Origin of the sequence: Paenibacillus lentimorbus NRRL B-30488, from assembly GCF_000411595.1 — a bacterium.
GTDB lineage: Bacteria > Bacillota > Bacilli > Bacillales > Bacillaceae > Bacillus > Bacillus velezensis.
On sequence record NZ_ANAT01000045.1, the window covers coordinates 125,771 to 151,424 of the forward strand.

A 25,654-nucleotide genomic window follows, 5' to 3' on the forward strand; every position below is an offset into this window, starting at 1 on the left:
CGAAAAGGCAGGGATTTTATGTTTCAACCGTATAAAAATGAGTGTCAGGAACCGCATATTTCGGAATAAACCCGTCTCTGAAATCAGGAAACGCTTTTTGAATTTCATCAATCCATTTTTTTACGTTTTTGATGTACGGGACGTAAATCATACTGACTGTCGCCTCGTCATCAATGTGATAGTACCAGCACAGATTGAATTCGTTCTCCGTGACGAGCGTAAAGCCTGAAAAATGATAAAAAATCAGCGGGGTGTCATTGACATATACAGCCCCGTCGCGCAGGCTGACGTCATATTGCTCAATATTCCACAGCGCCGCATTCGCGCCGATCGACTCCGTGACATGAACGTGTTCAAACTGCGCGGGCCACTTTTCAACATACCTTTGGTCACCGTATGTCTTTTTTTCTTCATTCATCTCCACCGTACAATAGGAGATGCAATCCTGTCTCCACTGCCAGACCGCCCGGTACGCTTCCCCGGTATTCCGCGCGCCGACAAACCCGGTGTTGTACTGCCCCGTCAGCTTGTAATAAGACGCAAACCGTTCTGAATTGCGGTGATCCGTCAGAAAAAGGGAAGCATCCGGCTTTTCCGCAAACAGCTCGCCCGCATCTGAGAAGAAAAAGAGATCGGTGTCCAAGTGGGCAAAATATTCGGCTTCATCATACTCTGTCATCACATGGAACAGAAATGCCGGCTTCAGCGTCCAGCAATATTCATGAAACGTCCGGCCGCCCTTTGCTTCAAGCAGCTCCGGGTCCTCCATTTCATGGAGCTGAACCGCCGTGACATGTTCCCACGGCACCTGCTGAAGCAGTTCGTACGCTTTCTGATCGACACACAGCACATACAGATGAAAATCCCGGCAATGCTCATGGAGAGAATGAATCATCGGCATCAGTTTAAAGATATGCGTTCTGGAAACAATGGTTGAAAAATGATATTTACTCACCATATCACATCCAATTTATTTAAGATCCACATGCAGTAAATCAGCAGTCAGCGCTTTGAACGCCCTTGCAAAGTGCGTGACGCCCAGCTTTTTTTCCGCTTTTGTCAAAAGCTTTCCGACCTCCGGCAGCTGGAAGCTGTTCGCCGTGATCCGCGGGCTTTTCGTCTTCCAGTCCGGGTCAAGGTTGCGGTCTTTAACCGCGTGCAGCAGCTCGAGAAAAATGTGCAGCAGGCTTTCATATTTCTCATAATCAAGCAGCACCTCGATGTCTGCCATCAGGCTGTTGGTTAACTCCGCGTCAAACGGGCCGTTAAACGCGAGGTGCACGTCAAGCGAATGAATGTCATTGTACTTGTCGCACATGTACGCGATATTCGCCCTGATGTCATCAATGGAAGCGCAGTTGCTCGGATGCTCCTGATGGACGCTCATGATATCGCGCCGCAGCTGAAATCTCATTCCCGACTGATGAAGCCTGATGCCGAGATCATAATCTTCAAAGCCGTATCTGACAATGCCTTCATCAAACAGGCCGAGATCTGCCACGTGCTGCCTCTTAACTGATGAATTGTTCGTAATGAAAAAACGCCACGGCAGACGGTAGCCGTTCAAATCATCTCCGTATTTTTCCAAAATGCTTTTCAGCACCCGGATAAAGTCGGTATCTAAATCAAAGCATCGGTCAAGAAAGCTTCCGTCTCTGATGTCACTTTCATCAAGGAGCGCCTCTTTATCGCCCGGCAGCTCTTCATACAGTTCGGCGAGTTTTTCCTTATGCTCTTTTTCAAAACGGTCATAATAAAAGCTGTAAATCCGCTTCCAGAACATACCGCATACGACAAGATCGTCCCGGTTCTCATGAGCCTTGATATGCTTCGCCACCAAATCCTTTTCGGCAAGCATGTCGCTGTCATGGAAAATCAAAATATCGCCTCTGGCATTGCGGACCGCTTGATTCCGGCCGTAAGCGATCCCTCTGTTTTCTTTAATTCTCACAAAAATCAGCGGAAAATTCGCGCTGAATGATTCAAGCATGGATAAGGTTCCGTCTTCCGAACCGTTGTCAGCCACAATCACTTCGAACGGCTCTGTGCATTCCTGTTCATTCAGGGACAGCAGGCTGTTATAAAGCCTCTCCTTGGAATTATATGCGGGAACAATGACGCTTGCCTTCACTTTTCGTTCACTTCCTGTATATGATCATTTATTTGTTATCATCCTCAGATGCAAAGCCGCTGAACTCCGGGCAGACGGCGCTGACCGTCCCGATCACCCGCTTCAGAATGTCTTGATAAAGCTGATGGACAAACGGCAGGTCGGTCCGGTCCGTCTCATGAATCTGCCGAATGTCGCCGGCTGTGACGATCCGGTATCCGCTGAAATGATAGAAAATCAGCGGATTTCCGTCTTCGAGCACAAGACGCCCGTCCTTCCATGAAAACGTGTGGCGGCCGTAATTCCAATGGCCGATATTCACGCCGGGCGTGATGATGTCACACACATTCGGGAACAGGCCGGACATGTAATCCAAATAGCCTTGATCTCCGAATTTTCCTTCGCCCGGCGCATTTTTGCATTCTTCCAGGCAGCGTTCTTTCCACCATCTGAGACAATCTGTGCCGGCACTGTCGGTTTTGAAGCTGAGAAAACCGGAATTATATCGGCCTAAAAGACGCTGCAGCATGTCGATTTCCTGTTTTTCAAATGAGGGAATGACGATATCGCCCCGTGACAGAAGCACCGAACAATCCGGCTGATTGTCAAAAATCGCGCGCGGATCAGCGAAGAAAAACAAATCGGCATCAATGTACGTGACACGCTCTAATTCCGGATGTCCGTCCAGCACGAATTCGAGAAATACTGGCTTCACCGTCCAGCAGTATTCGCTCTGATCCCTCGTCCGCTTCAGTTCAAGGAGCTCCTCATTTTCCAGTGCGGACACCTGAATCAAGGTGACATTATCCGGCCGCATTGCCTGAAGCACGTCATAGGTGTCTTGATCCATACACAAAGTAAAAATGGGGGCGTCCGCCTGAACCGCTTTCAATGAGCCGAACAAAGCGATAGCCTGATACAGCCTTCCTTTTGATAAAACTGTGCAATATGCGCTTGTCACGTCTTTCTCTCACCTCTGTTTCTGTTACTTTTGAAAAAAGGCTTTATACCATTCGATCGTTTTTCCAATCCTTCATCAATGGTATGCGCGGGTGTCCAATTCAGAAGCTTCCTCGCCTTTTCCGCCGATAAATATTGGTGCTTGATTTCATGGCTTCCCTGGTTGAGCACTTTCGGCTTAAGGTCACTGTCCATGGCCTTAAGAATTTTTTCTACAAGCTCCAGCACCGTCAGCTGAATCTCATTGCTGAAGTTGAACGCTTCCCCCGCAAGATTGAGCTCCTCCATCTTTTCCGCCAGCAAAAGGTATGCCTCGACCGCATCCTCGATGTAAAAATAATCACGGATAAATGTGCCGTCGCTGCGGATTTCCGGCGCTTCACCGTTCAGCACGAGCTGAATCGTCTGCGGAATAATCCGATTGAAGTTCAAATCTCCGCCGCCGTACAAGTTGCCGCAGCGCGTAATACAGACCGGAAGTCCGTACGTATTAAAATATGTGTGGCTTAACAAATCGGCACAGCTTTTTGATACGTCATACGGATGTTTGCCCTGAAGAGGCATGTTTTCATCGTACGGCAGTGTCGGCTGGTCGCCGTATGCTTTATCACTGGACGCGACGATCACCCGTTTGATGAGCGGATGCCTGCGGCACGCTTCAAGGATATTCCATGTGCCGAGAATATTGGCTTCAAATGTGGAAATCGGATTGCGGTTTGCGACGCCGACGATCGCCTGAGCGGCTAAATGAAAGACCGTGTCAATTTCATATTCGCCCAGCGCCCGCTCAATCACATCCAGATCTTCAAGCGCGCCGTGCACGATATTCATTTGCTTCACTTGTTCTCCCTGATACAGGTTCGACTTGGGCACAGTGTCACGGACAAGTCCCGTCACATTAGCCCCCTGATCGATCAGTTCCTTCACCAAGCAGCTTCCTAAAAGACCTGTACATCCCGTCACAAACACATTTTTATTTTTCCAGAAACTCAAACTTGATCACCATACCTTCCATACATGTTGTCCCCGGTCCCACATCTTGTTGATTTCCAGCAGGTTTTTATACGTATCGATCGCCGTCCAGAAACCGTAATGCCGGTATACCGCCAATTCGCCGTCCTTTGCCAGCTCCTTCAGCGGTTCTTCTTCAAACATGACGTCCCTGTCTTTCGGCAGATAATCAAATACCTTCGGGCTGAGCACGAAAAATCCGCCGTTGATGATGCCGTCACTTGAGGTTTTTTCAGAAAAGCTTTTCGCCATACCGTCTTCAACCGTCAGCGTTCCGAATTGCGAGGTCTTTTCTATACCGGTGACGGTCGCCGCAGCCCCTTTTGATTGATGATAGCTGATCAGATGAAACAGGTTGATGTTGGCCAGTCCGTCCCCGTACGTCATAAGAAAGGTTTCATCACCGATGATGTCCTTCGCCTGTAAAAGCCGCCCCGCTGTCTGCGTGTGTTCCCCCGTGTCTAAAAAAGTGATTTTCCACGGCTCGGATGTTCCCAATATCCGCACTTCTCCGGTAGAGCTGTCCAGCGTCATGCTGTGATTCTTCCAGTCATAATCTAAGAAATATTCCTTAATCATCTCTCCTTTGAAACCAAGAAGCAGGATAAATTCGTTCACGCCATAGTATTGATAGAGTTTCATAATATGCCATAGAATCGGTTTGCCGCCTATCATGGCGAGCGGTTTGGGACGTTCATTGGTGATTTCGCTCATTCTCGTTCCTTTTCCGCCGCAGAGAATGACTGCTTTCATCTCTACCCCTCTTCTCTGTGAATATTGGATTCGAAACCGCCCGTATAAGAGAAACCAACCCGATAATTTGTCCGATTCTCTATCACCGGTTTCAAAATCTACTGTAAGATATGAGAGATTGGCGCCCTTTGTGACCAAAAGCTCTCTCTTTTTTCAGATTGGTGAAGATACACAAAAAAAAGAGCCTCACGGAAATTCCGTAAGGCTCTTTTTATTATTTATTATCCTGATTCAGCTTTTCTTTGCCGTAATGATATTTAGACGGATCAACCGGCGTAAAGTCGCTCAATTTGTGGAATCTGAGCAAGTCTTTGTACATCACGCTGTCAGACAGCTTCAGCTGCTCTGTGACTCTGGCTTTCAGGTTTTTCGTTTCCTGATTGCCTTTCAGTTCTTTTCCTGTCTTCGTATCGTATACGACATTGGAGATGGAAGTATATTTCGGCGTGACGTAATCTCCGTTACGGAACGTCACCGTATCATCATGGTCTTTCGAGAAGAGATCGGTGCCGAAATTAATATATTTCTTAGAATCGATGCCTTCCAAGTGAAGGATCGTCGGCACAACGTCCATTTCACCGCCGTACGTATGGTTCACCCCGCCTTTTTTGCCAGGGATGCGAAGCATAAGCGGCACACGCTGATTCTGCGCGTTTTGATAAGGCGTAATTTCTTTGCCGAGAATTTCTTTCATCGCGCGGTTATGGTTTTCAGAGATTCCGTAGTGGTCTCCGTAAAGCATAATCACCGAGTTGTCATATAAACCGGATGACTTCAGATCTTTAAAGAACTGTTCAAGCGCCTCGTCGAGATAACGCGCCGTCTGGAAATAGTCATCCACAGTCGCGTCGCCCGTTTTCGCTTTTTCGATCGTTGCGTCTTTTTCATCAAGCGTAAACGGATAATGGTTCGTCAGCGTGAGCAAATGCGCGTAGAACGGCTGTTTCAGCGATTGAAGCTTCGGAATGGATTCTTTGAAGAATGGTTTATCCTTCAGTCCCATATTGACAAGGTTGTCATCAGACATATCGTATGTGCTGGCGTCAAAGAATTTATCGTAGCCGATATGTTTGTAAATCTGGTCACGGTTCCAGAATGATTTGTAGTCACCGTGTAAAACGGCGCTTGTATAGCCCTCACTTTGGTCAAGGATGGCAGGAAGCGATTGATACGTGTTTTCCCCTTTTGTCACGAAGGCTGACCCTTCAGGCAGTCCGAACAGGCTGTTATCCATCATCAGCTCGGCGTCAGATGTTTTACCTTGGCCCGTTTGGTGGAAAAAGTTATCAAAGTACGTCATGTCCTCTCCGCCGCGGGCGAGTTTATTCAGGAACGGCGTGACTTCTTTTCCGTCAAGTTTGTAGTTGATCAAAAACGATTGGAAGCTCTCCAGGTGAATCTTAATGATGTTTTTGCCTTTGGCCTTGCCGAAATACTCGGCGTTCGGCTTCGCATAATGCGACGATGTGTAGTTTTCAACGCTCGTCAGGTCATCGCTGCTGGCATATGCCCGCTGGGATTCCGTCTGCGCAGTCTGTACGCCGTCATAAATCGTGTAATTATAAAGGCCTAAGTATTTTACAATGTAATTGCGGTCAAACGTTCTTGTCAGCAGCTCCGGGCGGTCCTCTTCGGCAATCGCCAGGTTCACGAAGAACAAAACAATACCCGTCACGATAATTAATGACGTATACCGTTTTTTCAGCTTGAATTCCTTCAGCTCACGTCTCCACACCAGAAGCGCGATTAAAATAATAATATCAACAAAGTATAAAATATCATGGCCGGACATAATGCTGAAGATGCCGTCTCCCATATTTCCCACATTACCGGATTGCTTTAAGTTCGGGAATGTCAAGAAATCATCGAAGAATCGATAGAATAGGATATTTGCATACAAAATAAACGTCATGATGAAATCAATAATCACCATGATAATCGCTGATTTGCGGCCTTTCGCAAACAATGCCAGTCCTAAAAAGAAAATGGCGCTTGAGAACGGATTGATCACAAGCAGAAACTGCTGCGTCGGACCCTTCACCCCAAGGTTGAATTCAGCATGATAGGCTAAATACGTTTTGGCCCAAAACAAAATAATAGCCAGTACAAAAAAACTAAGTCTGTAAGAAAATAATTTCTTCATGGCAACCTCTACTTTCCTAAACACTTTAAATCTGTATTCTTACTTTTTGCTTCAATTCCTGCTTTCCGAGCAAAACGAAAGCATCACACAGCCCCATAAACACACCATTTTAAAAAACGATATATTTATCATTCGTGTCATGCCCATTGAACATCTTATCCCGCCAGCCATTAGACGCAGGATATCCGTTCTTCGTTTCACATTTTTTTCTGGCATTAAAAGGTACCGTATCAGACCCGGTCTGAAAATAGGAGATACCAAATATAAGAATAACACAAACTTCTAAAAACGAAAAATGAATATCAAAGACAGCCGCCCAACAGGCGGGCTGAAGTTATTGTATGCAAAGGGACTGAAAAACTTGAAGGTTTTTTTGGCTGATGTAAAAAAAGGACCGGAGTCATCCAGTCCTTTCCCTGTCAAATTATCGCTTAGACTCTAAAGATATACAAAAATGCTTTCTTCACGTATACCTTTTGTTTTTATAATCCAACCATGCAGCAGAGCTGGCATTTGTGACTGCTTAAACTGTTCTCCAACACTGGTCCTTAAGGCGTCTTGCAAATTTCTGTTTCTCATTAGCGAAAAAAATTGTGAACTGGTTTCATCAAACCCGCCAATAAAGGAATTAGCTCCGTTTTTTTCTGCTCAGTAACGAATTTCTTTCGTACTTTTTAAATAGAGCCTCGACATACAGTTTTAGTTTTTCACTTATCATTTCCCGCTCTCCTTTTAGTCCCAGCTGCGTTTTAATGACCCATTCTTCAGCGGTCTAATTTCTTGCCATTTTAATGTAATGCCGGTATCCAATTAGAGAAACTATAAATCCCAGTATTGTATAGCTCAGTACAACAAGGGTTACCCATATTAGACTTTCTCCTCCCGATATCGTCGAGACCGATTGAATTAACCCTTGATGCGCCCAGTACTGAGGAAAGAGCATTCCAATAGTTTGAAGATAGCTTGGCAATTGATCATAAGGGGTCCATAAACCACATACAACAGCGGTACCTAATGCAATCACATTTGTCATGACCAAGCCGGTATTTTCAGTCTTTGCAAAGACTGAAATGGCAACTCCCCAGGATGTAACCAGTAAAGATATCAATACAACAACCCACAGATACGCCGGAAAATTATTAATTTCAATATCATACAGAAATATTCCTAAAACAGAAAGAAGAAGAATTTGCATAAAAGTTATGACTAAAAAAGGAATGCTTTTTCCTAAGAAGAAGTTATAAGGCTTTAAAGGGGTACTTGCCAGTCTTGATACAATTCCTTTTTCCCGATCCTTTACAAAACTTATAACGATGGAGATAATAATGAATGTAGAAAAGAATACGCTCATACCGGTTACGGATTGAGAAGCTACTAAAGTTTTGTTTGTACTGTCTGTCGTAAATAGCTCAATCAGCAATATGATGGACACAATGGGTAATATGATCGTCCAAAAAAACAGAGACTTATCCTTTAACTGTTTTAGCGTTTCAATTTGAGCGAGCGGTAACATGATAAATTCCCCCTTTATTCTTCATCACGCAAATCAGTGCCGGTAAGTTTAAAGAATACATCTTCTAATTTTGGCTTATATAAAAACAACTGATGAGGCACAATATTGTTTTCCTTACTGATCCTAATTAAGTGCTCCATGGTTTCTAAAGGTTCTTTGGTTTTTATTATCAGCCCTGAATTAACGACTGAAAACTCAAAACCATGGCTCTTTATTAATTCATGAGACAATGAGGAGTTAAACATAATAGATGATTCTTCATGTCGTTTAAGCAGTTCATTTATTTCTCCTTCATCGATAATCTGCCCTCTGTCGATAAAAGCTACATAGTCACAAAGAGTTTCAATCTCTTCCATGTAATGACTCACATAAATAATGGTTTTACCGGCTTTTTTGAGACGATTTACGATGTTAAAAATGTATCGGCGTGATTGCGGATCCACGCCTACCGTCGGCTCATCTAGAATAATTAAGTCTGGATCGTGCATTAATGCACACCCGATATTTAAACGGCGCTTCATTCCTCCGGAAAAGTTCTCCACAACGTCGTTTGTCCTTTCTGACAACCCGATATCTTCTAACAGTTTTTTTGTTGTTTGCTTTAGTTTTAAGCCATTCAGTCCATGCACCTTTCCGAAAAATTCCATGTTGGTCTTTGCGGTTAATTTTTCTTCAAGGCTGATATCCTGTGGAACATAACCCAATCTGCCATTTTCATTACCGACAAATTCAACCTTACCGTCATATTCCCGGATGATGCGCGAGATGATCTTAATTAAGGTAGATTTGCCGGATCCGTTCGGTCCAACAAGTCCATAGCAGACTCCTTTCGGAATTGTTAAAGCAACATTGTCCAAAGCCAGAGTCGTGCCATAGCGCTTACTTATATGTTCAACTTGCAGCATTTACACCATTCCCCCACTGTTATTTATTTTAAATATGGATTCAATCGTATTAATGTACTCCTTGTAGGCTGCTTTCCCTTCTTTCGTAATCTGAACAATAGTCTTCGGCTTTTTGGATACGAACTTCTTGGTTAGTTCTATATAAGCTGCATCTTCTAACTTTTTCAGATGCGAACCTAAATTCCCATCTGTGATGTCTAATGACTTTTTCAGGAAAGTAAAATCACATTGATCATAAGTCATCAGTAAACTCATAATTCCCAACCGTACTTTGGCATGTATTAAATCATTGATATTGTTAACATTACTCATTTCCTTGCCCTTTTCTTTTCAAAATCATTCCTGTAAGTAATAGGCTGCCTCCGCCAATAAATGCAAAAACAATATTCATTGCCTCAGGAAATAAACAGAATGTAAGCATACCGAGTATGCTCAGCCAAAACCCCATAACAAAAATCTCTTTTGTTAACACGATGCCTAAGAATATGTACATAATAGACACCATCAAAACAATCAAAAATGATAGAAATTCTCCTGTTCGCGGCAATAATCCCATTAAAATCAGGAAAACAAAAATGAATACCATGAAGCTGAATCCAATCCATGCATATTTTAATTGATTCTTTAAAAAAGTGGGCATAGGATCAAATTGTTTCTGCTTAAGATATGTCTTCAAAGTTAGTATCCATCCTACTATTGCCAGTATAAACCATACACAAGCGAGGACTACAGAAGGTACCTTACATAAAGAAACGGAATACGCAATAATCCATATACAGCCCCAAATAATGAAATATGGACTGGTTTGCCTTGAGTACTCAGTCTTGTAATTCGTCAAGACCTTGATATGAGATAGGTTTTCGGCTATATCTGATTCACGAAAATTCTGATTTGACATAAGACAGGCTCCTCTTTTCGCAAAGTACTTTGTGAAACAGAGTATATTCTAATTCCATATATTTGTAAAGAGGTTTTATCCAAAATAGGCGCAACTATTTAGTCTTGGGAACAGCAGATGGGACTCTTTGCGCCGGTATGCTTCCATTACAGCATGAGACGTCCTTTATATAAGCATCCTAATAAAAAAGAGAAGCCTGCTGATCTTCAACTCAATAGATAGCATGCAAGGGCTGTCTGAATTTCTGGCTAACGGAGGAACATATGGTAAAACTTTTAAGCCACACTTCTGATGACAATTTCTGCAGGTTTTAGAAATGACCAAAATAGAAGGTCCGGGAGTCAAGCAGGGAAGATATCTTGACCAGGTGTGGTTGGACAAGCCGAATGTATATCGATTGGAAAGCAATTCATTTTATTGAAGGAAAAAGGACTGGAGTCATCCAGTCCTTTTCATCACATTGGTCAAATCCCCGCCCAAACATCTTTTGCGTAAATGCCTTTTGTCTGGAGGTCCAAAAGCCATTCTTGCGCTTGCCGTTCGTCTGTTTCGTGGACCGACTGATACGCTTTTTGCAGCGTTGCCTCTACATCGGGCGCCATTTTGCTACCGTCGCCGCATACGTAGAGGTGCCCTCCCCGGCCGAGGATGGAAATTAAAGCGCCGGCGTCTTTCGCCATTAAGTGCTGCACATACGTTTTCGGTACGCCTTCTTTGCGGGAGAAAGCCGTATGAAGCGTCACGATTCCGTCTTTTTCATAAGCTTCAAGCTCATCACGGTAAATAAAATCATGATCGTTTCTGCATCCGAAATACAGACGAGCCTCGCCCAGCTCTTTTCCTTCTTTTTTTAACGCCGCGCGGGCCTGCAGAAATCCGCGGAACGGGGCGACTCCTGTGCCGGGACCGACCATAATAATCGGTTTTTCCGGATCTTCCGGCAGCCGGAATCGTGTTTCCGGAGTGCGGACAAACATCACGATACCATCCTCAGGGCGGCGGTCCGCTAAATAATTCGAAGCAACTCCGCGATACTCACCCAAACCGCTCCGGGCGGGGCCGCGAACGACACCGACGGTAATTGAGGCCTGCCCGGGATGTTTCCGCGGCGAACTTGAAATCGAATAATACCGCGGCTTCAGCGGGCGCAAAAGCTCCAGAAATCGCTCAAACGGAAGTTCACACGCTTCATATTTTTCAAGGAGATCGAGCATTGAGACGCGCGATGTTAAGATTTGCTCCTGATAGACGCCCTCCTCAAGAAAATCTTCCAATTCCCGTTTGTGCGGCGGACAGACCGTATAAGCGGCCATTTCCCGGATTTGGGCCCTTGATGCCGCTTCCTGCAATTCGACACAGCTGCTCAGAAGATCATGCAGCCTGACCGGCCGATCGAGCGGGAGATGAGCCGCGCTCTGTCCGCTGGCCGTCAGCAGCACTTGATCATTCCCGTTCAGATTGAACCGGCGGAGAACACGGCTGACCTGCTCTTTGCTGTTTACCGGCAGCACGCCGAGATGATCCCCTTCATGATAGGCAGCCTCTTTCGGCAGAGTGATTTCAATATGCCTTGTGCTCCGGCCGCTTTCCGGCGCCTGAAGTTCCCTGTTTTCCGCAACGGATGCGTAAACCGCTTCATACGTCTGTGCCAACGGAGACCCGCCAAGCCCGCTGACAAATTGAAGACCCAGCGCACTTCGCTCTTTTTCGGCATTTTCATTCAGCTTGAGACCGAATGCCTTCATGGCGTCCGTCCACATGCTTTTTTTCCATTCATCAAGCTTTCCTTCAAAATCGCCGCTGACGTCCCCTTCGCCTCGGGCAGAAAAGCGTTCCGCCCCTTTTTCGGCAAGCTTCTCATCAATCAGTCTCGGCACAGCCTGATATGTCGCCGCCCAGTTATGATCACCGCAGCCGAAGACGGCATATCGGACACCTTCCAGCTCCCCGGGTTTGACTTCTTCAAGCCATTGAACGAATTGTCCCGCGTTGCTCGGAGGCTTTCCGTTATAAGAGGACGTAATGATCAAGAGAGCTCCTTCTTTCGGCAGTTTTCCGATCCGGTCATTTAAAGGCGCCGTTTCAGTCCGGACGCCGTGCATCCCGGCAGTATCGGCAAGTTCCCGCGCCACGCCTTCTGCGGTTCCCGTATCTGAGCCGTACAAAATCAGAAGCGGTCGGTTATCAAGCCCGATAATGGATGCGCCTTTTGTTTCCCGTTTTTCTTTTTCGACGTCTTCCGCCGCTTTTTCAGCCGCCGGGAGAGCTGCCGCAACGGCTCCTTTGTTTCTCGGCCGCACCCGGATATGAAAGTCGCCGGGCTTAATCGTCAGTGTCTGTTTAATATCGAGCTCATAATCGGTGTGATCGATAAAGGTAAAATGCTGCAGAATCATCCCCAGAACAAGAGTTGCTTCATGCAGGGCGAACTGCATACCGATACACGCCCTCTGCCCGTTTCCGAAAGGCTTATACGCATGGTGAGGCACTTGATCAGGATGTTCAAACCGCTCCGGATAAAATTCCTCCGCATTGTCTCCCCACGCGTCTTTATCACGTTGAAGCTGGGGAATTAAGACGGAAATTCTGTCTTTCGGCGTGATCGGATATTTCCCGCCGATCACCGTATCCTCTTTCGCATAAAGGCTGAACGCAGGCGCGGTCGGCCATAAGCGCAATGACTCCTGCAAAATCATTCGGATATAACTAAGCTCCAGTACTTGTTTATAAGAAGGAACGGGATCGGTCAAAACCCGATCGGCTTCTTCATAGGCTTTTTCCAAAACACGGGGATGTTTCAGCAGAAAATAGATGGCAAAGGAAAGCAGGCCGCTGGTCGTTTCGTGGCCGGCAATTAAAAACGTGATAATTTGAAACCGGATATTTTCATCATCAAGTTTTTCGCCCGTTTCCGGGTCTTCCACATTCAGCATTCTGGCCAGCAGATCCTTTTCATCCCGTCCGCCTGACCGGCGCTCTGCGATAATACTGTCTACTAACGAAAACATCGCCTGAATGTCATGATGAAATTGGCGCTTCGTCCTGATCATGAGCTTATCCTGAACATCGAGACGCTGCATTTGGTGCATCGCTTCATCAAGGGCGCGCACCATGCTGTTGATAAACGGATGAGGCGTTTCCCTGTAATAGCTGTTAAACCGATAGTTAAAGCCGCAAAGCCCGATCGTATCGAGCGTCAGGCGGGTCATATCAGCAGGCACATCAACGGCCTCATCCGGGTTCAGCCTAGCCCATTTTTGAATCAGCTGCACCGCGATATCAGTCATCATCGAATGATAATCTTTCATCGCGCGCTGGCTGAAGGTCGGCATCAGAATATTATGCGCCTTTCGCCAGTTAGGCTCATGCGTCCAGCTTGTAAACAGCCCGTCACCGGAAAACGCCCGGACTTTCTCCAAAGCCCCTTCAATGCTTTTATCGAACCGCTCTTCATCACAAACCTCTTTCACCAGTTCATGGCCGGACACGACGATAATGGCGCCCGCCGGCGTATGCAGCTGAAAAATAGGCCCCTGCTCGTTTGCCAGTTTGATAAGCGACATTGTAGGCTTGTCTTTATCAAGCAAAGGAAGATTGCCGAGCGGGCCGAATGTCTTCGGCTGCGGAATCGGACCTGTTTCCTTCATGAATAACACCCTTTCTAACACGTTGATGCGTTCCTTCCAACTACATTGCCCTTTTCACCGGCCGATTATCCGCCGTCACGGATCAATCATCGGATTGACGATCGATAACGGTTTTTTCTATACTGGAGAGGCTTGTTAAATACAGAAATAAGGTGAGTTCACATATGGATTTTGAAATCAAGTTTTTATCGTTTTACGTCATTCAAGTGGAAGGAAAAGACGAACAGGCAAACAAACAGTTCAAACATTTCCAGACCCTTGACACGGAAGAATTTGAAGAAAGCGAGCTGAAGGATTTTCTTGACGGGGAATTGAAGAAAATCGTCAAACGGAAAGCCGAACGGCATCCGCAATCCGAGCAGGTCCCCACAAAAATCGGCCATTTTATCACGGAGCCGAGCCATGAGCTTGATTCAAATCCGAATTACAACCTTTTCAACCGCGCCAGACTTGCGGATACGAAGGAAGCATTTATCGAGGCAAGCGAGCAGTTCGTCCGCACTTACCTTGACACGAGCGCCGTGCGCGGCGGTGTTTTTATCGTGGCATCGGCCGTTCCGCGCAAATATTTTGAGGACAAATTCGTCTTTATGATGAAATGCGATTTCGAGCCGAAGGTCGCCCGCATCTCAGACGCCTCGTCTCTCATTAAAAAGGTCGAAATGGCCATCACGACAAAAAACATGAAAAGCATTCAATATCCGTATATGCCGGAAGAAGGCATGACGGAAGAGCATGAGCTGAAAATCCACCAGGCCTCGCACGCCCGTTATTTCGAAGATTTTCTCAAATTTGTCGAATATGGCGAATCGATGCCAGAAATCATGAAAAACCAAGTCATGAACATGGTGCAGGAGCACGTGTATGAAACTTTTGAAGAAAACAGCGAAGAGCTTCAGCAGTTTGAGCACGACATTGAAATTTGGGAAGCGAGTGAAAAGCGGGAAATTCAGGAGCGACTCGACACCCATCAAGTCATCGAGGCATCCGCGCAGATCATTGAACACACGCCGGAAGCCGAGCTGAAAATGAAAGTCGGAGAAACAGAGATTAAAGGATTACTGGCTGATTTCGGCGAATCCATCCATCTCGCAAAAGTGAACGGGCGCTATGTCGCGCTCATTGAGGCGGAGACGATCTCGTTTGAAAAAGGCAGTTCGCCGGTGGAGTTTCACAAGCCTGAGGGGCTGCATGAGGTGATTGAGCGGATACGGAATAAATCTGAGCAAGACTGACAAAAGTCCAGACGCCATGTTCTGGACTTTCTTTATTTAATAAGGCTCTTTGAGCAATCGATAGCATTCACCGATGATGTCTTGGACGCCGGGCGTTCCCTTTATCTCGCGGCGGACGATTTCAGATGAGAGATTCTGCACCTGTAATGCCCGCTCCGCCCGTCTTTCAAAGTATGATTGACATGCAGTTTCATAGTTTTTGTGCTTTTGCAGTTCTTCACTAAGCACAATCGCGTCTTCAATCGCCATCGCCGCTCCCTGCGCCAATGTCGGCGCTCCTGCATGGACGGCATCCCCGCCCAGAACGACGCGGCCTCTGTGCCACGGTTCTTTGACCGCCATCTGCTCAATCTTATGAAACAAAACGGGATATTCCCTTGACATATTCTCTGTCACAAACTTTACTCCCGGAATTCCGCGCAGCAAGTCTCTCACCCGTTCAAAACGTGTGTCCTCATCATCCCTGAAGTCAGCGTCATACGGCCGGATGATAAATACGTATCCTGTTTTTTCAGACAGCGGCACGACCCCGACCTGCGTCTGCCCTTTTTTATACATCAGTGTCGAATCATGAAATATCGGCTCGGGAAAAGAAATGTAAAATCTGTGCGCTCCCATGCCGAGATACTCTGTTTTCACTTCCCTTTGCAGCATGTGATCGCGGACAGCGGAGCGGATGCCGTCAAAGCCGGCGAGAATGTCAGCCGTCATCGCGGTTCCGTCTCCACAATGCACCGTTATTTCATCTGCCGTTTCTTCGTAAGACACGACTTTTTTACCGGGCAGAATCGTGACTCCCGCCGCTTCAGCATGCTTGCTGAGGATATCGTTTAACGTTTGCCGCAATATATTATTCCGCCCCGGCAATGTATCATCTAAAAACGCCTCACTCACTTTAAACTGCAGCGTTCCGTTTTCATCATGCTGCTTCAGCCATTCCGTTTGAAAGCCGTGTTGGCAGCATTCATCATACACACCGATTTCCCGAAGCACCCGAAGCGCATTTTGAGGCTGAAGAATGCCCGCTCCGCTTTTTCGCATGTCGGACGCCGCCTCGCAAAGGGTTACTTCAAAACCTGCTCTGCCGAGAGAAATCGCTGCGGACAGGCCGCCGATCCCTCCGCCCGCTATGATGATCTTTTTCACTTCATGGTTCATCACGATACCGCCTTCTCTATTTATTTATCATTCATTAACTATTAGCCACCTTACTATATAGGCTGAAAAACTGTCAATCTTTATAGGTTGCCTTTTGAATCCGGCAAGCTTATACTTTGAATCACTAAAATGGTACGGAGGCTTACAAAAATGGAGTTGAGACATTTGCCGGATTACTCGCAGATTGCCGGACGCGCTGAGATTTACGCCGATATGGATGCTGAATCATTGAAAACATTTTTGACGTTATTTGATATGTCTAAAAAAATGAATCAGGTCATGGAGCATTATTTCTCAAGTCACGGATTGTCCGAAGGGAAATTCAAAATTTTAATGTTTCTGTTTGACGCACCCGGCCACAGCCTGAGTCCGACGGAGCTGGCGAAAAAATCCAATGTCACCAAAGCGACCATCACCGGATTGATCGACGGACTCGCACGGGACGGCTTTGTAAACCGCAGCCGGCATACCGGCGACAGACGCAAAATCAGCATCGAACTCACAAGGGAAGGAAAAGAAAAGCTGATGCTGTTTCTTCCCGGCCACTTCTCCAATATTTCAGGAGTCATGGAAAACTTCACCGCTGAACAAAAAGCGGAATTGACAAAAATGCTTGAAATATTATTTGATAAGCTTCTGCTGTTTTCCGGAGACAGAACATAAAGTAGTATCGTAAAAACAAAGGCGAATTTCCACGAGATGGAAATTGAAGTAAAAAGATGAGGGTTATAAAAAAACAGCCTGCACATTTGTTTGTTCAGGCTGTTTCAGAAGAAATAATTTTAAAATTACTTTCTCTTCACTATAAATGCAGGTGTTTTAATGCTGGAAGTTACATTTGTATATCGATTTTTAGTCTTCAACCTCACTCTCACACTATTTGATCCTTTTTTAACGATTTTTGATTTGAGAGTTTAAATACTTTTTTAGGTGTTGAGTGACTAAAAGAACCTTTCTTTGTTTCATTAGCCACCCATTTTGAACCGTTCCAAACATCAATTGTCATGGAATAATCAAATGTTGCGATTGTCCCGCCCCCATATGATGCTACACAATCAATGGAAGTAGCTTTTGCAGAATAAGAATCCGCATCGGTACAAACTCTCAATACATATGTTGCATAATCTGTACTACAAGGCATAATATCCTTCCCCTTTCAAATTTTTTGAAACAGGTTTGTTATTATGACAAACCCTCCGTTCACTTCTAGCTGGCAAACGTATGACAAAGGGGATCTCATGGCTTATGAGATTAAAAATTCAAAACTCTTAGAATTAACAAAAGGCACCCCTCTTAGCAGGGCGCCTTTTCCGCGCGGTTAATCATCACTGTTTAAAATCCCGAAAAACCGAAGCAGGTTGATAAACAAGTTGATAAAGTCGATATAAAGCGTCAATGCCATCAAAGGAATCAGGTCAGCCGTGATGTCCCGGTGCTTGATCTGGTTCAGATCGTATAAGATGTACATTGAAAACACAATCGTTCCGATGACGGAATACGCCATCATGGCGGCGGAATTCAGCGGGCTGAAAATATTAAAGATCCCCACTGCGAGAAGCGCGATAAGAGCGACAAGCAAGAAGGACCATAAAAACGACAAGTCCTTTTTCGTCTTAGCGCCGATCGTACCGAGCACCGCAAAAATCACAAACGAAGAACCGAATGCCTCCAATACGACATAGGCTCCGGCTGCGGACGCATAATGGCTGATGATCGGAAACAGCGTCATTCCGGAAATAAAAGCGAATGAAAAGACAAACACATATCCGACGGCTTTTTTTCGGCGCAGCCAAAATGCGGCGATGATCATGACGACCTCTAAGATCGACAGCGGCAGCATCAATGCCGGCGGAATGAACTGGCCCGTATACAGGCCGATTGTCGCAACTAACAGTGTAAACACAAATACCGTTATAATGCGCTGCATAATAGATTGTTTGCTCTCATAAGCAGCAGTTTGCATGTCAAAAGTCCTCCCAAAAAATGATGGTGATAGGTCTATTATAAATAAAATGGGAGAAATTTGCATGATTTTAAGAAGATTTTAAGGATGTCAGGCCTGACGTTTTGCTGCGCACTCCTGCATATCCATGAAATCATGCAGTTTTTTCGTCAATCCGCCGTGCCCGAATCGGATATTCCCCTTCTGCCCCGGCGTTTTCACGAAATCGAGGAATGCCAGCACATAAAGACGCCTGACGGGAATCGGAATGACGCCCGCATCATAAAACCAGCCGTCAATTGTATTGAGCACGCCTTTATTTATGCCGTATTGCTTCGTGCACCGTTGCAGAAAGCGCACTTCGGGCAGGTGCAGATACCGGCTCTCCCGGAAAGGAACAGTTGAATGCTTCATATGTACCGCCTCCTGTCATTGGCTGTTTTTTAAGATTGTTTTACTTCTTTGCTCTTCAGGGAAAATCGATATTTCTCCACCTTATCAATTTGTGTCACTTGGGAATTATGAACCGTAATCTGAACAGTCCCGAAATCGAGCGTTTCCAGCGCACTGATAATCTTTTCGATCACATGCGGATCTACGTTTCCTTTGGACGTCATCATGCTCCCCCTTTATGTCTGGCCGTTCGTCTTTTGACAATGAGTGTTTTAATTCATACTATTCTGATAAGAAATATATAATTATACTATTATGTTTTCATTCAGAAATCAACAGCATTTACACAATTTTCGGATATGTTTTCTTTGCGAAAACTTTCACTTCCTTCGCTTTGACATAAACCGTGTCGCCGACGCCCGCCCCCAAGGCGTCATATTGCTCTTTTGAGAGCTCAATCTCCAAGTGCTGGCCTGTGTCGGTACGGACGGCTTCCAATCTGACGGACGGTCCGATGGCGCGGATATGAGCCGCCTTTGCTTCAAATGAATGCAGACCGGACGGTTTTTTTCTACGGTAAAATGGTGCGGCCTCACATAAGCGATCCCCTTGTCCTGATCAGCATGCCCGACAGGTATTGCTGCGTTTCCGGTGATCAGCTTTCCTTCCTCCACTCTTCCTTCAAATACGTTGACACTGCCGAGAAAGTCGTACACAAACGGATTTGCGGGGTGATCATACACCTCCTGCGGCGTTCCGATCTGTTCAATCGCACCTTCATTCATAATGACGATGCGGTCGGCCACATCAAGCGCTTCTTCCTGGTCGTGAGTGACGAAAATACTTGTCATGCCGAATTCATCATGAAGCCGTCTGAGCCATTGCCTTAACTCTTTTCTTACTTTGGCGTCAAGCGCGCCGAACGGTTCATCCAACAGCAGAATGTTCGGTTCTACGGCCAAGGCGCGTGCGAGGGCGGCTCTTTGTCTCTGTCCGCCTGACAGCTGCGAGGGATAGCGCTTTTCATAAGGTTCCAGTTTCACAAGCGCCAGAAGCTCTCTCACTCTTTCGGCAATTTCCTTTTTGGCGGGACGCTGCTTTCGCGGACGGACTTTTAATCCGTAGGCGACATTTTCAAAAATCGTCATCTTGCTGAATAACGCATAGTGCTGAAACACAAAACCGACATGTCTGCTTTTTACATGCGTATCCGTCACATCTTGTTTTCCGAACAGGACACGTCCCCCATCTGCCTGCTCGAGGCCGGCAATGACTCTCAATAATGACGTTTTGCCTGAGCCTGACGGGCCGAGAAGCGCAACCAGCTCGCCATTATTGACGTGAAGATTGATATCCCGCAATGCCTGATAGTTTCCGTAATGCTTAGAAATACTGTCGATCGTAATCTCCATAATGACTCCTTCCTCATCCGGCTTTAACAGAACGATAACCGGCTTTCCATTCAATGATGTTTTTCAAAAACAGTGTCACAATCGCAAAAACCGACATGACGGAGGCCGCCGCAAAAGCGGCCGTAAACTGATATTCGTTGTACAAAATTTCGATATGAAGCGGGAGCGTGTTGGTAACACCCCTGATATGACCGGAAACGACTGATACGGCGCCGAATTCGCCGATTGTCCGGGCCGCGCTCAAAATCACGCCGTAGATCAGCCCCCATTTGATATTAGGCAGCGTCACATGCCAGAACGTTCTCCAGCCACCAGCACCAAGGGTGACGGACGCTTCTTCTTCAGCATTTCCCAAGCTTTGCATAAGCGGTATTAATTCCCGGGCGATAAAAGGGAGCGTCACAAACAAGGATGCAAGCACGATTCCCGGGACTGCGAATACGATTTTTATCTGGTGATCAAGTAAAAATGGACCAAGCCAGCCGTGAAGCCCGAACAAAAGGACAAAGATTAAGCCCGCGATTACCGGAGACACGGCAAACGGCAGATCAATCAGTGTCATAAACAGACTTTTCCCCCTGAATTCATATTTGGTCACAGCCCACGCCGCGGCGACGCCGAACAGCGTATTCAGCGGAACCGTGATAAAAACGACGAGGAGCGTCAATTTCATCGCGGCAAGGGAATCCGGATGCGTGACAAAGAGGATATATGCTTCCGCTCCCTTTTTAAAAGCTTCAATAAATATAAATGCAAGCGGCATGATTAAAAATATGGACAAAAAGAGCAGAACTGCTGAGATCAGCACCCATTTCACAACGGGTGATTCCCGTATCTCCCGCTTAGGCACGGCTGTTTTCGCTGTTTCCAGCTGCATGGCATATCCCCTACCTTCCTGCGTATTTTCTCGCGGTGAGCCATTGCAATCCATTGATGATGAATAAAATGAAAAATGTGATGACAAGCATGACTGCCGCAACAGCTGTTGCCCCGGCATAATCGTATTGCTCTAATTTCGTCATAATGATCAGCGGGGAAATCTCGGTTTTAAACGGCATATTGCCCGCGATAAATACAACAGAACCATACTCCCCGAGGGCGCGGGCAAAAGATAATGCGAAACCCGATATAATAGAAGGAAAAAGCTCCGGCAGAATGACCTTTTGGAAGGTTTTCCATTTCGAAGCTCCAAGTGACGCAGATGCTTCTTCCGTTTCCTTTTGGAGATTTTCTAAGACGGGCTGAACCATCCTGACGACAAAAGGCAGCCCGATAAACGTCAATGCGATGACAATGCCGATCGGTGTAAAGGAAATACGGAAAGGAAACAACTGTCCGATCCAGCCGTCCGGTGAATACATTGCCGTTAATGTAATGCCTGCGACGGCGGTCGGCAGCGCAAACGGCAGATCAACCAGGCCGTCAGCCAGCCTTTTCCCCGGAAAGTCATATCTCGTCAGCACCCAGGCGATGACAACGCCGAAAACCGCATTGATCAAAGCGGCGCAGCCCGCCGTCAAGAAGCTCAGCCGATAGGAAGCCGCGGCCCTCGGCTCAGAAATGATATGCCAGACGTCCCCGGGCCCCATTGACATCGTATGAAAAAACACCATGGACAGCGGCACGATAACCAAAACGGCCATATATAAAAATGTAAATCCCATCGTTAATCCGAACCCCGGAATCACGGACGGTTTTGTTTTTTTGAAAAGTAACGTTCTCATACTCGTTTCCTCTTTCTATTTCTCATAGATGCTGTCAAAGGTTCCGCCGTCATTGAAATGGGTTTCCTGCGCTTTTTTTCCAGCCGCCGAATTCCTTTTCGACCGTCACCGTTTTAATCTGCGGGAATTGTTTTTCATACTTTTTCAGAACCTCTTTATCGCGGGGCCGGTAAAAATTCTTCGCGGCGATCTCCTGCCCTTTTTTGCTGTAGAGGTAGGACAAATATGCTTCAGCCGCTTTTTTTGTTCCTTTTTTATCGGCGGTTTTGTCGACAACAGAGACAGGAGGCTCAGCCAGAATGCTGATTGAAGGATTGACAATCTCATATTTCTCCTTGCCGAATTCCTTCAGTGTGAGATAGGCCTCATTTTCCCAGGCGATCAGCACATCCCCCATCCCTCTTTCTGTAAAACTGGTCGTGGCTCCGCGCGCCCCTGAATCAAGCACTTCCACATTGCCGTAGAGGTCTTTCATAAACTGTTTGATTTTCGTGTCGTCATGATGATACGTTTCATCGGCATATGCCCATGCCGCTAAATAGTTCCATCTGGCTCCGCCCGATGTTTTCGGATTGGGCGTAATGACCGAAACGTCCTTTTTCACCAAGTCAGCCCAATCAGTGATGTGTTTCGGATTCCCTTTTCTGACTAAGAATACGATGGTTGACGTGTAAGGAGTTGATTGATCCGGCAGACGTGACTGCCAGTTTTGATCAATGAGTCGGGCTTTTTCTGCTATCGAATCAATGTCATAACCTAAAGCAAGCGTTACGACATCAGCGTCGAGTCCGTCTATTACGGATCTGGCCTGCTTCCCCGAACCTCCGTGCGACTGCTGAACGGTTACATCTTGACCCGTTTTCTTTTTCCAGTAGGAAGAAAAGGCCTGATTATACTCTTTATACAGCTCCCGTGTCGGATCATACGATACATTCAGCAGCTGAACGGTCTTTCCGTCTGATGACGCGCTGCCGGACTCAGATTGACAGGCTGACAGCGCCCCTGCCAATAAGATCAATACTAAAAATGCCGCTGTTTTTTTCATGTGCCTGATTTCTCCTCTCTTTTTCCGCATAAAAAAAGGCATATTATCCCCTTTCAAAAAAGGGAAATAATATGCCTTCAGTTGACTGATGGGCAATTATACCGGTATCAGATTTGGGCAGAACGGCCAGCTTTCGTTTGTGTACGATCAGCTATTTGTGCCGGTTCGATGTGTATAAGAATAATTCAAACTATCCCCAGCTGTCAACTAAGTTTTAGAATATTTAAATTGTTTTCCGCTGACAAAAAAAGCGCCCCGCCTCTGGCCGGAGCACCTTTTTTCTATGCTTTTGCTTCCTCGATCACACATGTGACACCCATGCTGGCGAGCGCCTGCTCCAGGGAGCCGTAAGTTTGATACTCTGAAAAATCAAGCCCCAATTGGATAGAAGTCTGTGCCACATCAGGCCGAATGCCGGAAAACACGGTTCTGATGCCGAGGAGAAATAACGTTTTCGACAGCATATACAATTGCTGCGCCACCATCGTATCGACAATGGGCACACCGGACAGATCAATCACAAGGTTTGTGATCCGTTTGGCGACACAGTTTTCCGGCACCGACTCCAAAATCACACGCGCCCGTCTCGTATCAATCGCGCCGATGAGCGGCAGAGTGCCGATCGTATCCGCGATTAAAATAACCGGACAGCTCAATTCGGAAATAAGCTCCTGCTGAGATGACAGCCTCGCGATCATTAATTTCTGAAACTGTTCAGTAAAATCCGTCATCAGCTGATCAAACGAGCCGTTGACAAGGTGATTCCAGCGGCGGGCATCCTCATTTGTTACGATGTCCTGATGCTCATCCATAAAACGGGTGACCGCCTCCCAAAAGACGGTTCTTGAATTGCCGATCGCCTCAACGACCTCATGAACCTCCGCGTCTTGCTCCACTCTGCTTTTCGCTACCTGTGCGGCCCATTTGTCTTTATTATGCTGAAAAACGGCCGGATCTTCCAAAAAAGCGCTTGCGATGACCGTGTTTGTAAAGGTATGCTGCTCGATCAGCAGCCGTTTCATTTCCTCACTTAATTGATTCGCAGAATAAAAACGCCCTCTCAGCTTCCGTCTCAGCTTGAGCCATTTTTCCGTCAGCTCTGCCGAATGTGTAATAATATAATCATGAAGTAATTGGTCTTTGTTCACTGCCGTCTCCTCTTTCAAGAATGTACTTTTGTCTAAATTATAAATCGGAATCGCCGATCGCACTAGAGAAATTAAAAAAAGCCGGCACATTAAAGCTTTTGATTGCTTTTTTCGGCAGGAGGATACACTATAAAAGAAATGAAACAGGAGGTCAGTATGATGATCAAAAAAATCGCGACAGTCGCCGTATACACTGATGATCAGCAAAAAGCGAAAACATTCTGGACGGAAAAGGCGGGGTTTGAAACCGTCGCCGAGCATCCGATGGGACCGGGCGCCTTCTGGCTTGAGGTAGCGCCCAAAGGGGCCGCCACTCATTTGGTTATTTATCCGAAATCGATGATGAAAGGGTCAGAGCAAATGAAGGCTTCTATCGTATTTGAGTGTGAAGATGTCTTTGCCGCATACGAACAGATGAAAAAGAACGGCATCACCTTTTTAGATGAACCGAAACAAATGGAATGGGGCAGCTTCGTGCAATTTAAAGATGAGGATGGTCATGTCTTTCTCCTGAAATCGTAATCCGTCAGGCATCTCAATTGACTTTGAGAATCATTTTCATTTAAAATGTTGGATAAAGCGTGAAAAGGATTGGAGAGCTGCCAGATGTTTGTGCAAATCAGAAAAATGACCGTAAAAGAAGGACATGCCGACAAAGTAATCGAACGCTTCAGTTCAAAAGGCGTGATTGAAAAGCAGGAAGGTTTGATAGACGTAACGGTTCTGGAAAAAAAAGTCCGGCGCGGTGATGAAGAAGTCGTCGTGTTAATCCGCTGGGAGTCAGAAGACCATTGGAAACAATGGGAAAAAAGCGAAGACCACATCGCGGCCCACAAAGCAAACCAAGGCAAGCCGAAACCTGATTATATGCTTGGAACGGATGTCGGTATGTATCATGTCAGAGCCGTTAAAACAGGCGTACACGAAAAATAATAAAGAGCATCTGCCCCAGGGCAATGCTCTTTTTATTTTTTCTCCTCATACGGCAGGACAAACAGCGGTTTATCAGGCTTCCATTCCGCATACAGCACGTCCTCCGTTTTTTTGATGTTCAGCTTTTTCAGCTCCTGAGTCAGCTGCTTTTCTTCCAGCCCGGCTTCTTTCAGATTTTCATACAGCACTTCACCGTCAATAATCAGCGTGACCGGCAAAGAGACTTGCTTCGGCTTTATTTGCATGTCGCCGTTTTTCGTCGTGTCATATTGAAAGCTCGGCAGGACGCTGACCATCCCGTTTGTTTCTAAAATCGCGTACTCCGCTTCCTGTATGGAAAAGCAATTCGCCTGTCTGAGAAGGCTTTGCAATTGATTAATGTCCAGTTTATTCTTTTTCAGCACATCATATTTCAGTTTTCCTTTATGGATGATTATATTCGGCTCGCCTTCCAACAGCTTTCTGGTGCTTTTTACTTTCTGCGTAATCAGTTCGATGAGATAAATTAAAACTCCCCATAACAGAGAAGCAAAAATGATTTCAATAATCCTGACGTCTTTATCATACACCGCATTTCCGACCAGTTCGCCGAGGATGAGCGCGGAAATAAAATCAAACGGCGTAATTTGCGAGAATTGAGTTTTTCCAAGCAATTTTAAAATCACAAATAAAATACCCAAACCGCATACTAACTCCCAAGCCACTGTAAGTAAATGTCCCATAT

At 46.1% G+C, this 25,654-nt stretch carries 23 protein-coding genes and 3 pseudogenes; 4 read left to right on the plus strand and 22 right to left on the minus strand.

The window, feature by feature from the left end:
* Nucleotides 1–16: 16 nt before the first annotated feature.
* From D368_RS19120 to D368_RS19175, 11 genes and pseudogenes are all read right to left on the minus strand, one after another.
* Nucleotides 17–955, minus strand: a complete 939-nt coding sequence (locus D368_RS19120) for a putative nucleotide-diphospho-sugar transferase (RefSeq protein WP_003155671.1) — start codon at nucleotides 953–955, stop codon at nucleotides 17–19.
* A gap of 15 nt (nucleotides 956–970) precedes the next feature.
* The gene (locus tag D368_RS19125) at nucleotides 971–2,131 is read right to left on the minus strand and encodes a glycosyltransferase family 2 protein (RefSeq protein ID WP_128575049.1); all 1,161 of its coding nucleotides are present in this window, start codon (nucleotides 2,129–2,131) and stop codon (nucleotides 971–973) included.
* 28 nt (nucleotides 2,132–2,159) lie between these two features.
* Entirely contained in the window at nucleotides 2,160–3,071 is a 912-nt protein-coding gene (locus D368_RS19130) for a putative nucleotide-diphospho-sugar transferase (RefSeq protein WP_003155673.1), read from the minus strand.
* A gap of 24 nt (nucleotides 3,072–3,095) precedes the next feature.
* Nucleotides 3,096–4,063 (minus strand): annotated as a pseudogene (locus tag D368_RS19135) (GDP-mannose 4,6-dehydratase).
* Between the two features lie 6 nt (nucleotides 4,064–4,069).
* On the minus strand, nucleotides 4,070–4,834 hold the full coding sequence (locus D368_RS19140) for a glucose-1-phosphate cytidylyltransferase (RefSeq protein ID WP_003155676.1): 765 nt from the start codon (nucleotides 4,832–4,834) through the stop codon (nucleotides 4,070–4,072).
* Nucleotides 4,835–5,048: 214 nt separating this feature from the next.
* Nucleotides 5,049–6,977: a lipoteichoic acid synthase gene (gene ltaS / locus D368_RS19145; RefSeq protein WP_003155677.1), complete on the minus strand. Its 1,929-nt coding sequence runs from the start codon at nucleotides 6,975–6,977 to the stop codon at nucleotides 5,049–5,051.
* 772 nt (nucleotides 6,978–7,749) lie between these two features.
* Nucleotides 7,750–8,490: an ABC transporter permease gene (locus D368_RS19155; protein WP_032867543.1), complete on the minus strand. Its 741-nt coding sequence runs from the start codon at nucleotides 8,488–8,490 to the stop codon at nucleotides 7,750–7,752.
* Nucleotides 8,491–8,504: 14 nt separating this feature from the next.
* Nucleotides 8,505–9,395 (minus strand): ABC transporter ATP-binding protein, encoded by an 891-nt coding sequence (locus D368_RS19160; protein WP_128575050.1) that lies wholly within the window; start codon nucleotides 9,393–9,395, stop codon nucleotides 8,505–8,507.
* On the minus strand, nucleotides 9,396–9,707 hold the full coding sequence (locus D368_RS19165) for a winged helix-turn-helix domain-containing protein (RefSeq protein ID WP_007609957.1): 312 nt from the start codon (nucleotides 9,705–9,707) through the stop codon (nucleotides 9,396–9,398). It lies immediately after the preceding gene.
* On the minus strand, nucleotides 9,700–10,293 hold the full coding sequence (locus tag D368_RS19170; RefSeq protein ID WP_128575051.1) for a hypothetical protein: 594 nt from the start codon (nucleotides 10,291–10,293) through the stop codon (nucleotides 9,700–9,702). The genes D368_RS19165 and D368_RS19170 overlap by 8 nt, the downstream gene beginning before the upstream one ends.
* 464 nt (nucleotides 10,294–10,757) lie before the next feature.
* Complete coding sequence (locus D368_RS19175) at nucleotides 10,758–13,940, minus strand: bifunctional cytochrome P450/NADPH--P450 reductase (protein ID WP_128575052.1); 3,183 nt, start codon at nucleotides 13,938–13,940, stop codon at nucleotides 10,758–10,760.
* A gap of 164 nt (nucleotides 13,941–14,104) precedes the next feature.
* On the opposite strand from D368_RS19175, the gene D368_RS19180 reads away from it, so the two are divergent.
* On the plus strand, nucleotides 14,105–15,175 hold the full coding sequence (locus D368_RS19180; protein WP_128575053.1) for a DUF3900 domain-containing protein: 1,071 nt from the start codon (nucleotides 14,105–14,107) through the stop codon (nucleotides 15,173–15,175).
* Nucleotides 15,176–15,211: 36 nt separating this feature from the next.
* Here the strand turns inward: D368_RS19180 and D368_RS19185 are convergent, their stop codons facing one another.
* Nucleotides 15,212–16,333: an FAD-dependent oxidoreductase gene (locus tag D368_RS19185; RefSeq protein ID WP_128575054.1), complete on the minus strand. Its 1,122-nt coding sequence runs from the start codon at nucleotides 16,331–16,333 to the stop codon at nucleotides 15,212–15,214.
* A gap of 150 nt (nucleotides 16,334–16,483) precedes the next feature.
* Here D368_RS19185 and D368_RS19190 point away from each other — a divergent pair, with 150 nt between their 5' ends.
* Nucleotides 16,484–16,996 carry a MarR family transcriptional regulator gene (locus D368_RS19190; RefSeq protein ID WP_128575055.1) on the plus strand — a complete coding sequence of 171 codons (513 nt, stop codon included), beginning with the start codon at nucleotides 16,484–16,486 and terminating at the stop codon, nucleotides 16,994–16,996.
* 208 nt (nucleotides 16,997–17,204) lie between these two features.
* On the opposite strand, the gene D368_RS19195 is transcribed toward D368_RS19190, so the two are convergent.
* The 9 genes and pseudogenes from D368_RS19195 to D368_RS19235 form a co-directional block, all read right to left on the minus strand.
* Nucleotides 17,205–17,474, minus strand: a complete 270-nt coding sequence (locus D368_RS19195; RefSeq protein WP_128575056.1) for a hypothetical protein — start codon at nucleotides 17,472–17,474, stop codon at nucleotides 17,205–17,207.
* Nucleotides 17,475–17,651: 177 nt separating this feature from the next.
* Entirely contained in the window at nucleotides 17,652–18,296 is a 645-nt protein-coding gene (locus tag D368_RS19200; RefSeq protein WP_060674493.1) for a Bax inhibitor-1/YccA family protein, read from the minus strand.
* A 90-nt stretch (nucleotides 18,297–18,386) separates the two neighbouring features.
* A complete protein-coding gene (gene ribR / locus D368_RS19205; protein WP_128575057.1) occupies nucleotides 18,387–18,689 on the minus strand; it encodes an FMN riboswitch-binding regulator RibR in 303 nt (100 codons plus the stop codon).
* Nucleotides 18,690–18,718: 29 nt separating this feature from the next.
* Nucleotides 18,719–18,892, minus strand: coding sequence for a YezD family protein (locus D368_RS19210; RefSeq protein ID WP_003155693.1), 174 nt, complete (start codon nucleotides 18,890–18,892; stop codon nucleotides 18,719–18,721).
* Nucleotides 18,893–19,010: 118 nt separating this feature from the next.
* A pseudogene (locus D368_RS19215) lies at nucleotides 19,011–20,080 on the minus strand (sulfate/molybdate ABC transporter ATP-binding protein).
* Nucleotides 20,081–20,093: 13 nt separating this feature from the next.
* Nucleotides 20,094–20,957 carry a sulfate ABC transporter permease subunit CysW gene (cysW, locus tag D368_RS19220; protein WP_070081481.1) on the minus strand — a complete coding sequence of 288 codons (864 nt, stop codon included), beginning with the start codon at nucleotides 20,955–20,957 and terminating at the stop codon, nucleotides 20,094–20,096.
* Between the two features lie 10 nt (nucleotides 20,958–20,967).
* Complete coding sequence (cysT, locus tag D368_RS19225) at nucleotides 20,968–21,804, minus strand: sulfate ABC transporter permease subunit CysT (RefSeq protein WP_060674487.1); 837 nt, start codon at nucleotides 21,802–21,804, stop codon at nucleotides 20,968–20,970.
* A gap of 15 nt (nucleotides 21,805–21,819) precedes the next feature.
* Nucleotides 21,820–22,891 (minus strand): annotated as a pseudogene (locus D368_RS19230) (sulfate ABC transporter substrate-binding protein).
* Between the two features lie 239 nt (nucleotides 22,892–23,130).
* Nucleotides 23,131–23,997: an STAS domain-containing protein gene (locus D368_RS19235; RefSeq protein ID WP_071391423.1), complete on the minus strand. Its 867-nt coding sequence runs from the start codon at nucleotides 23,995–23,997 to the stop codon at nucleotides 23,131–23,133.
* 159 nt (nucleotides 23,998–24,156) lie between these two features.
* Between D368_RS19235 and D368_RS19245 the strand changes: the two genes are divergently transcribed.
* On the plus strand, nucleotides 24,157–24,519 hold the full coding sequence (locus D368_RS19245; protein WP_071391422.1) for a VOC family protein: 363 nt from the start codon (nucleotides 24,157–24,159) through the stop codon (nucleotides 24,517–24,519).
* 84 nt (nucleotides 24,520–24,603) lie between these two features.
* Complete coding sequence (gene hmoA / locus D368_RS19250) at nucleotides 24,604–24,930, plus strand: heme-degrading oxygenase HmoA (RefSeq protein ID WP_071391421.1); 327 nt, start codon at nucleotides 24,604–24,606, stop codon at nucleotides 24,928–24,930.
* Nucleotides 24,931–24,962: 32 nt separating this feature from the next.
* Here the strand turns inward: hmoA and D368_RS19255 are convergent, their stop codons facing one another.
* Nucleotides 24,963–25,652: a YetF domain-containing protein gene (locus tag D368_RS19255; RefSeq protein ID WP_071391420.1), complete on the minus strand. Its 690-nt coding sequence runs from the start codon at nucleotides 25,650–25,652 to the stop codon at nucleotides 24,963–24,965.
* Between the last annotated feature and the right edge of the window lie 2 nt (nucleotides 25,653–25,654).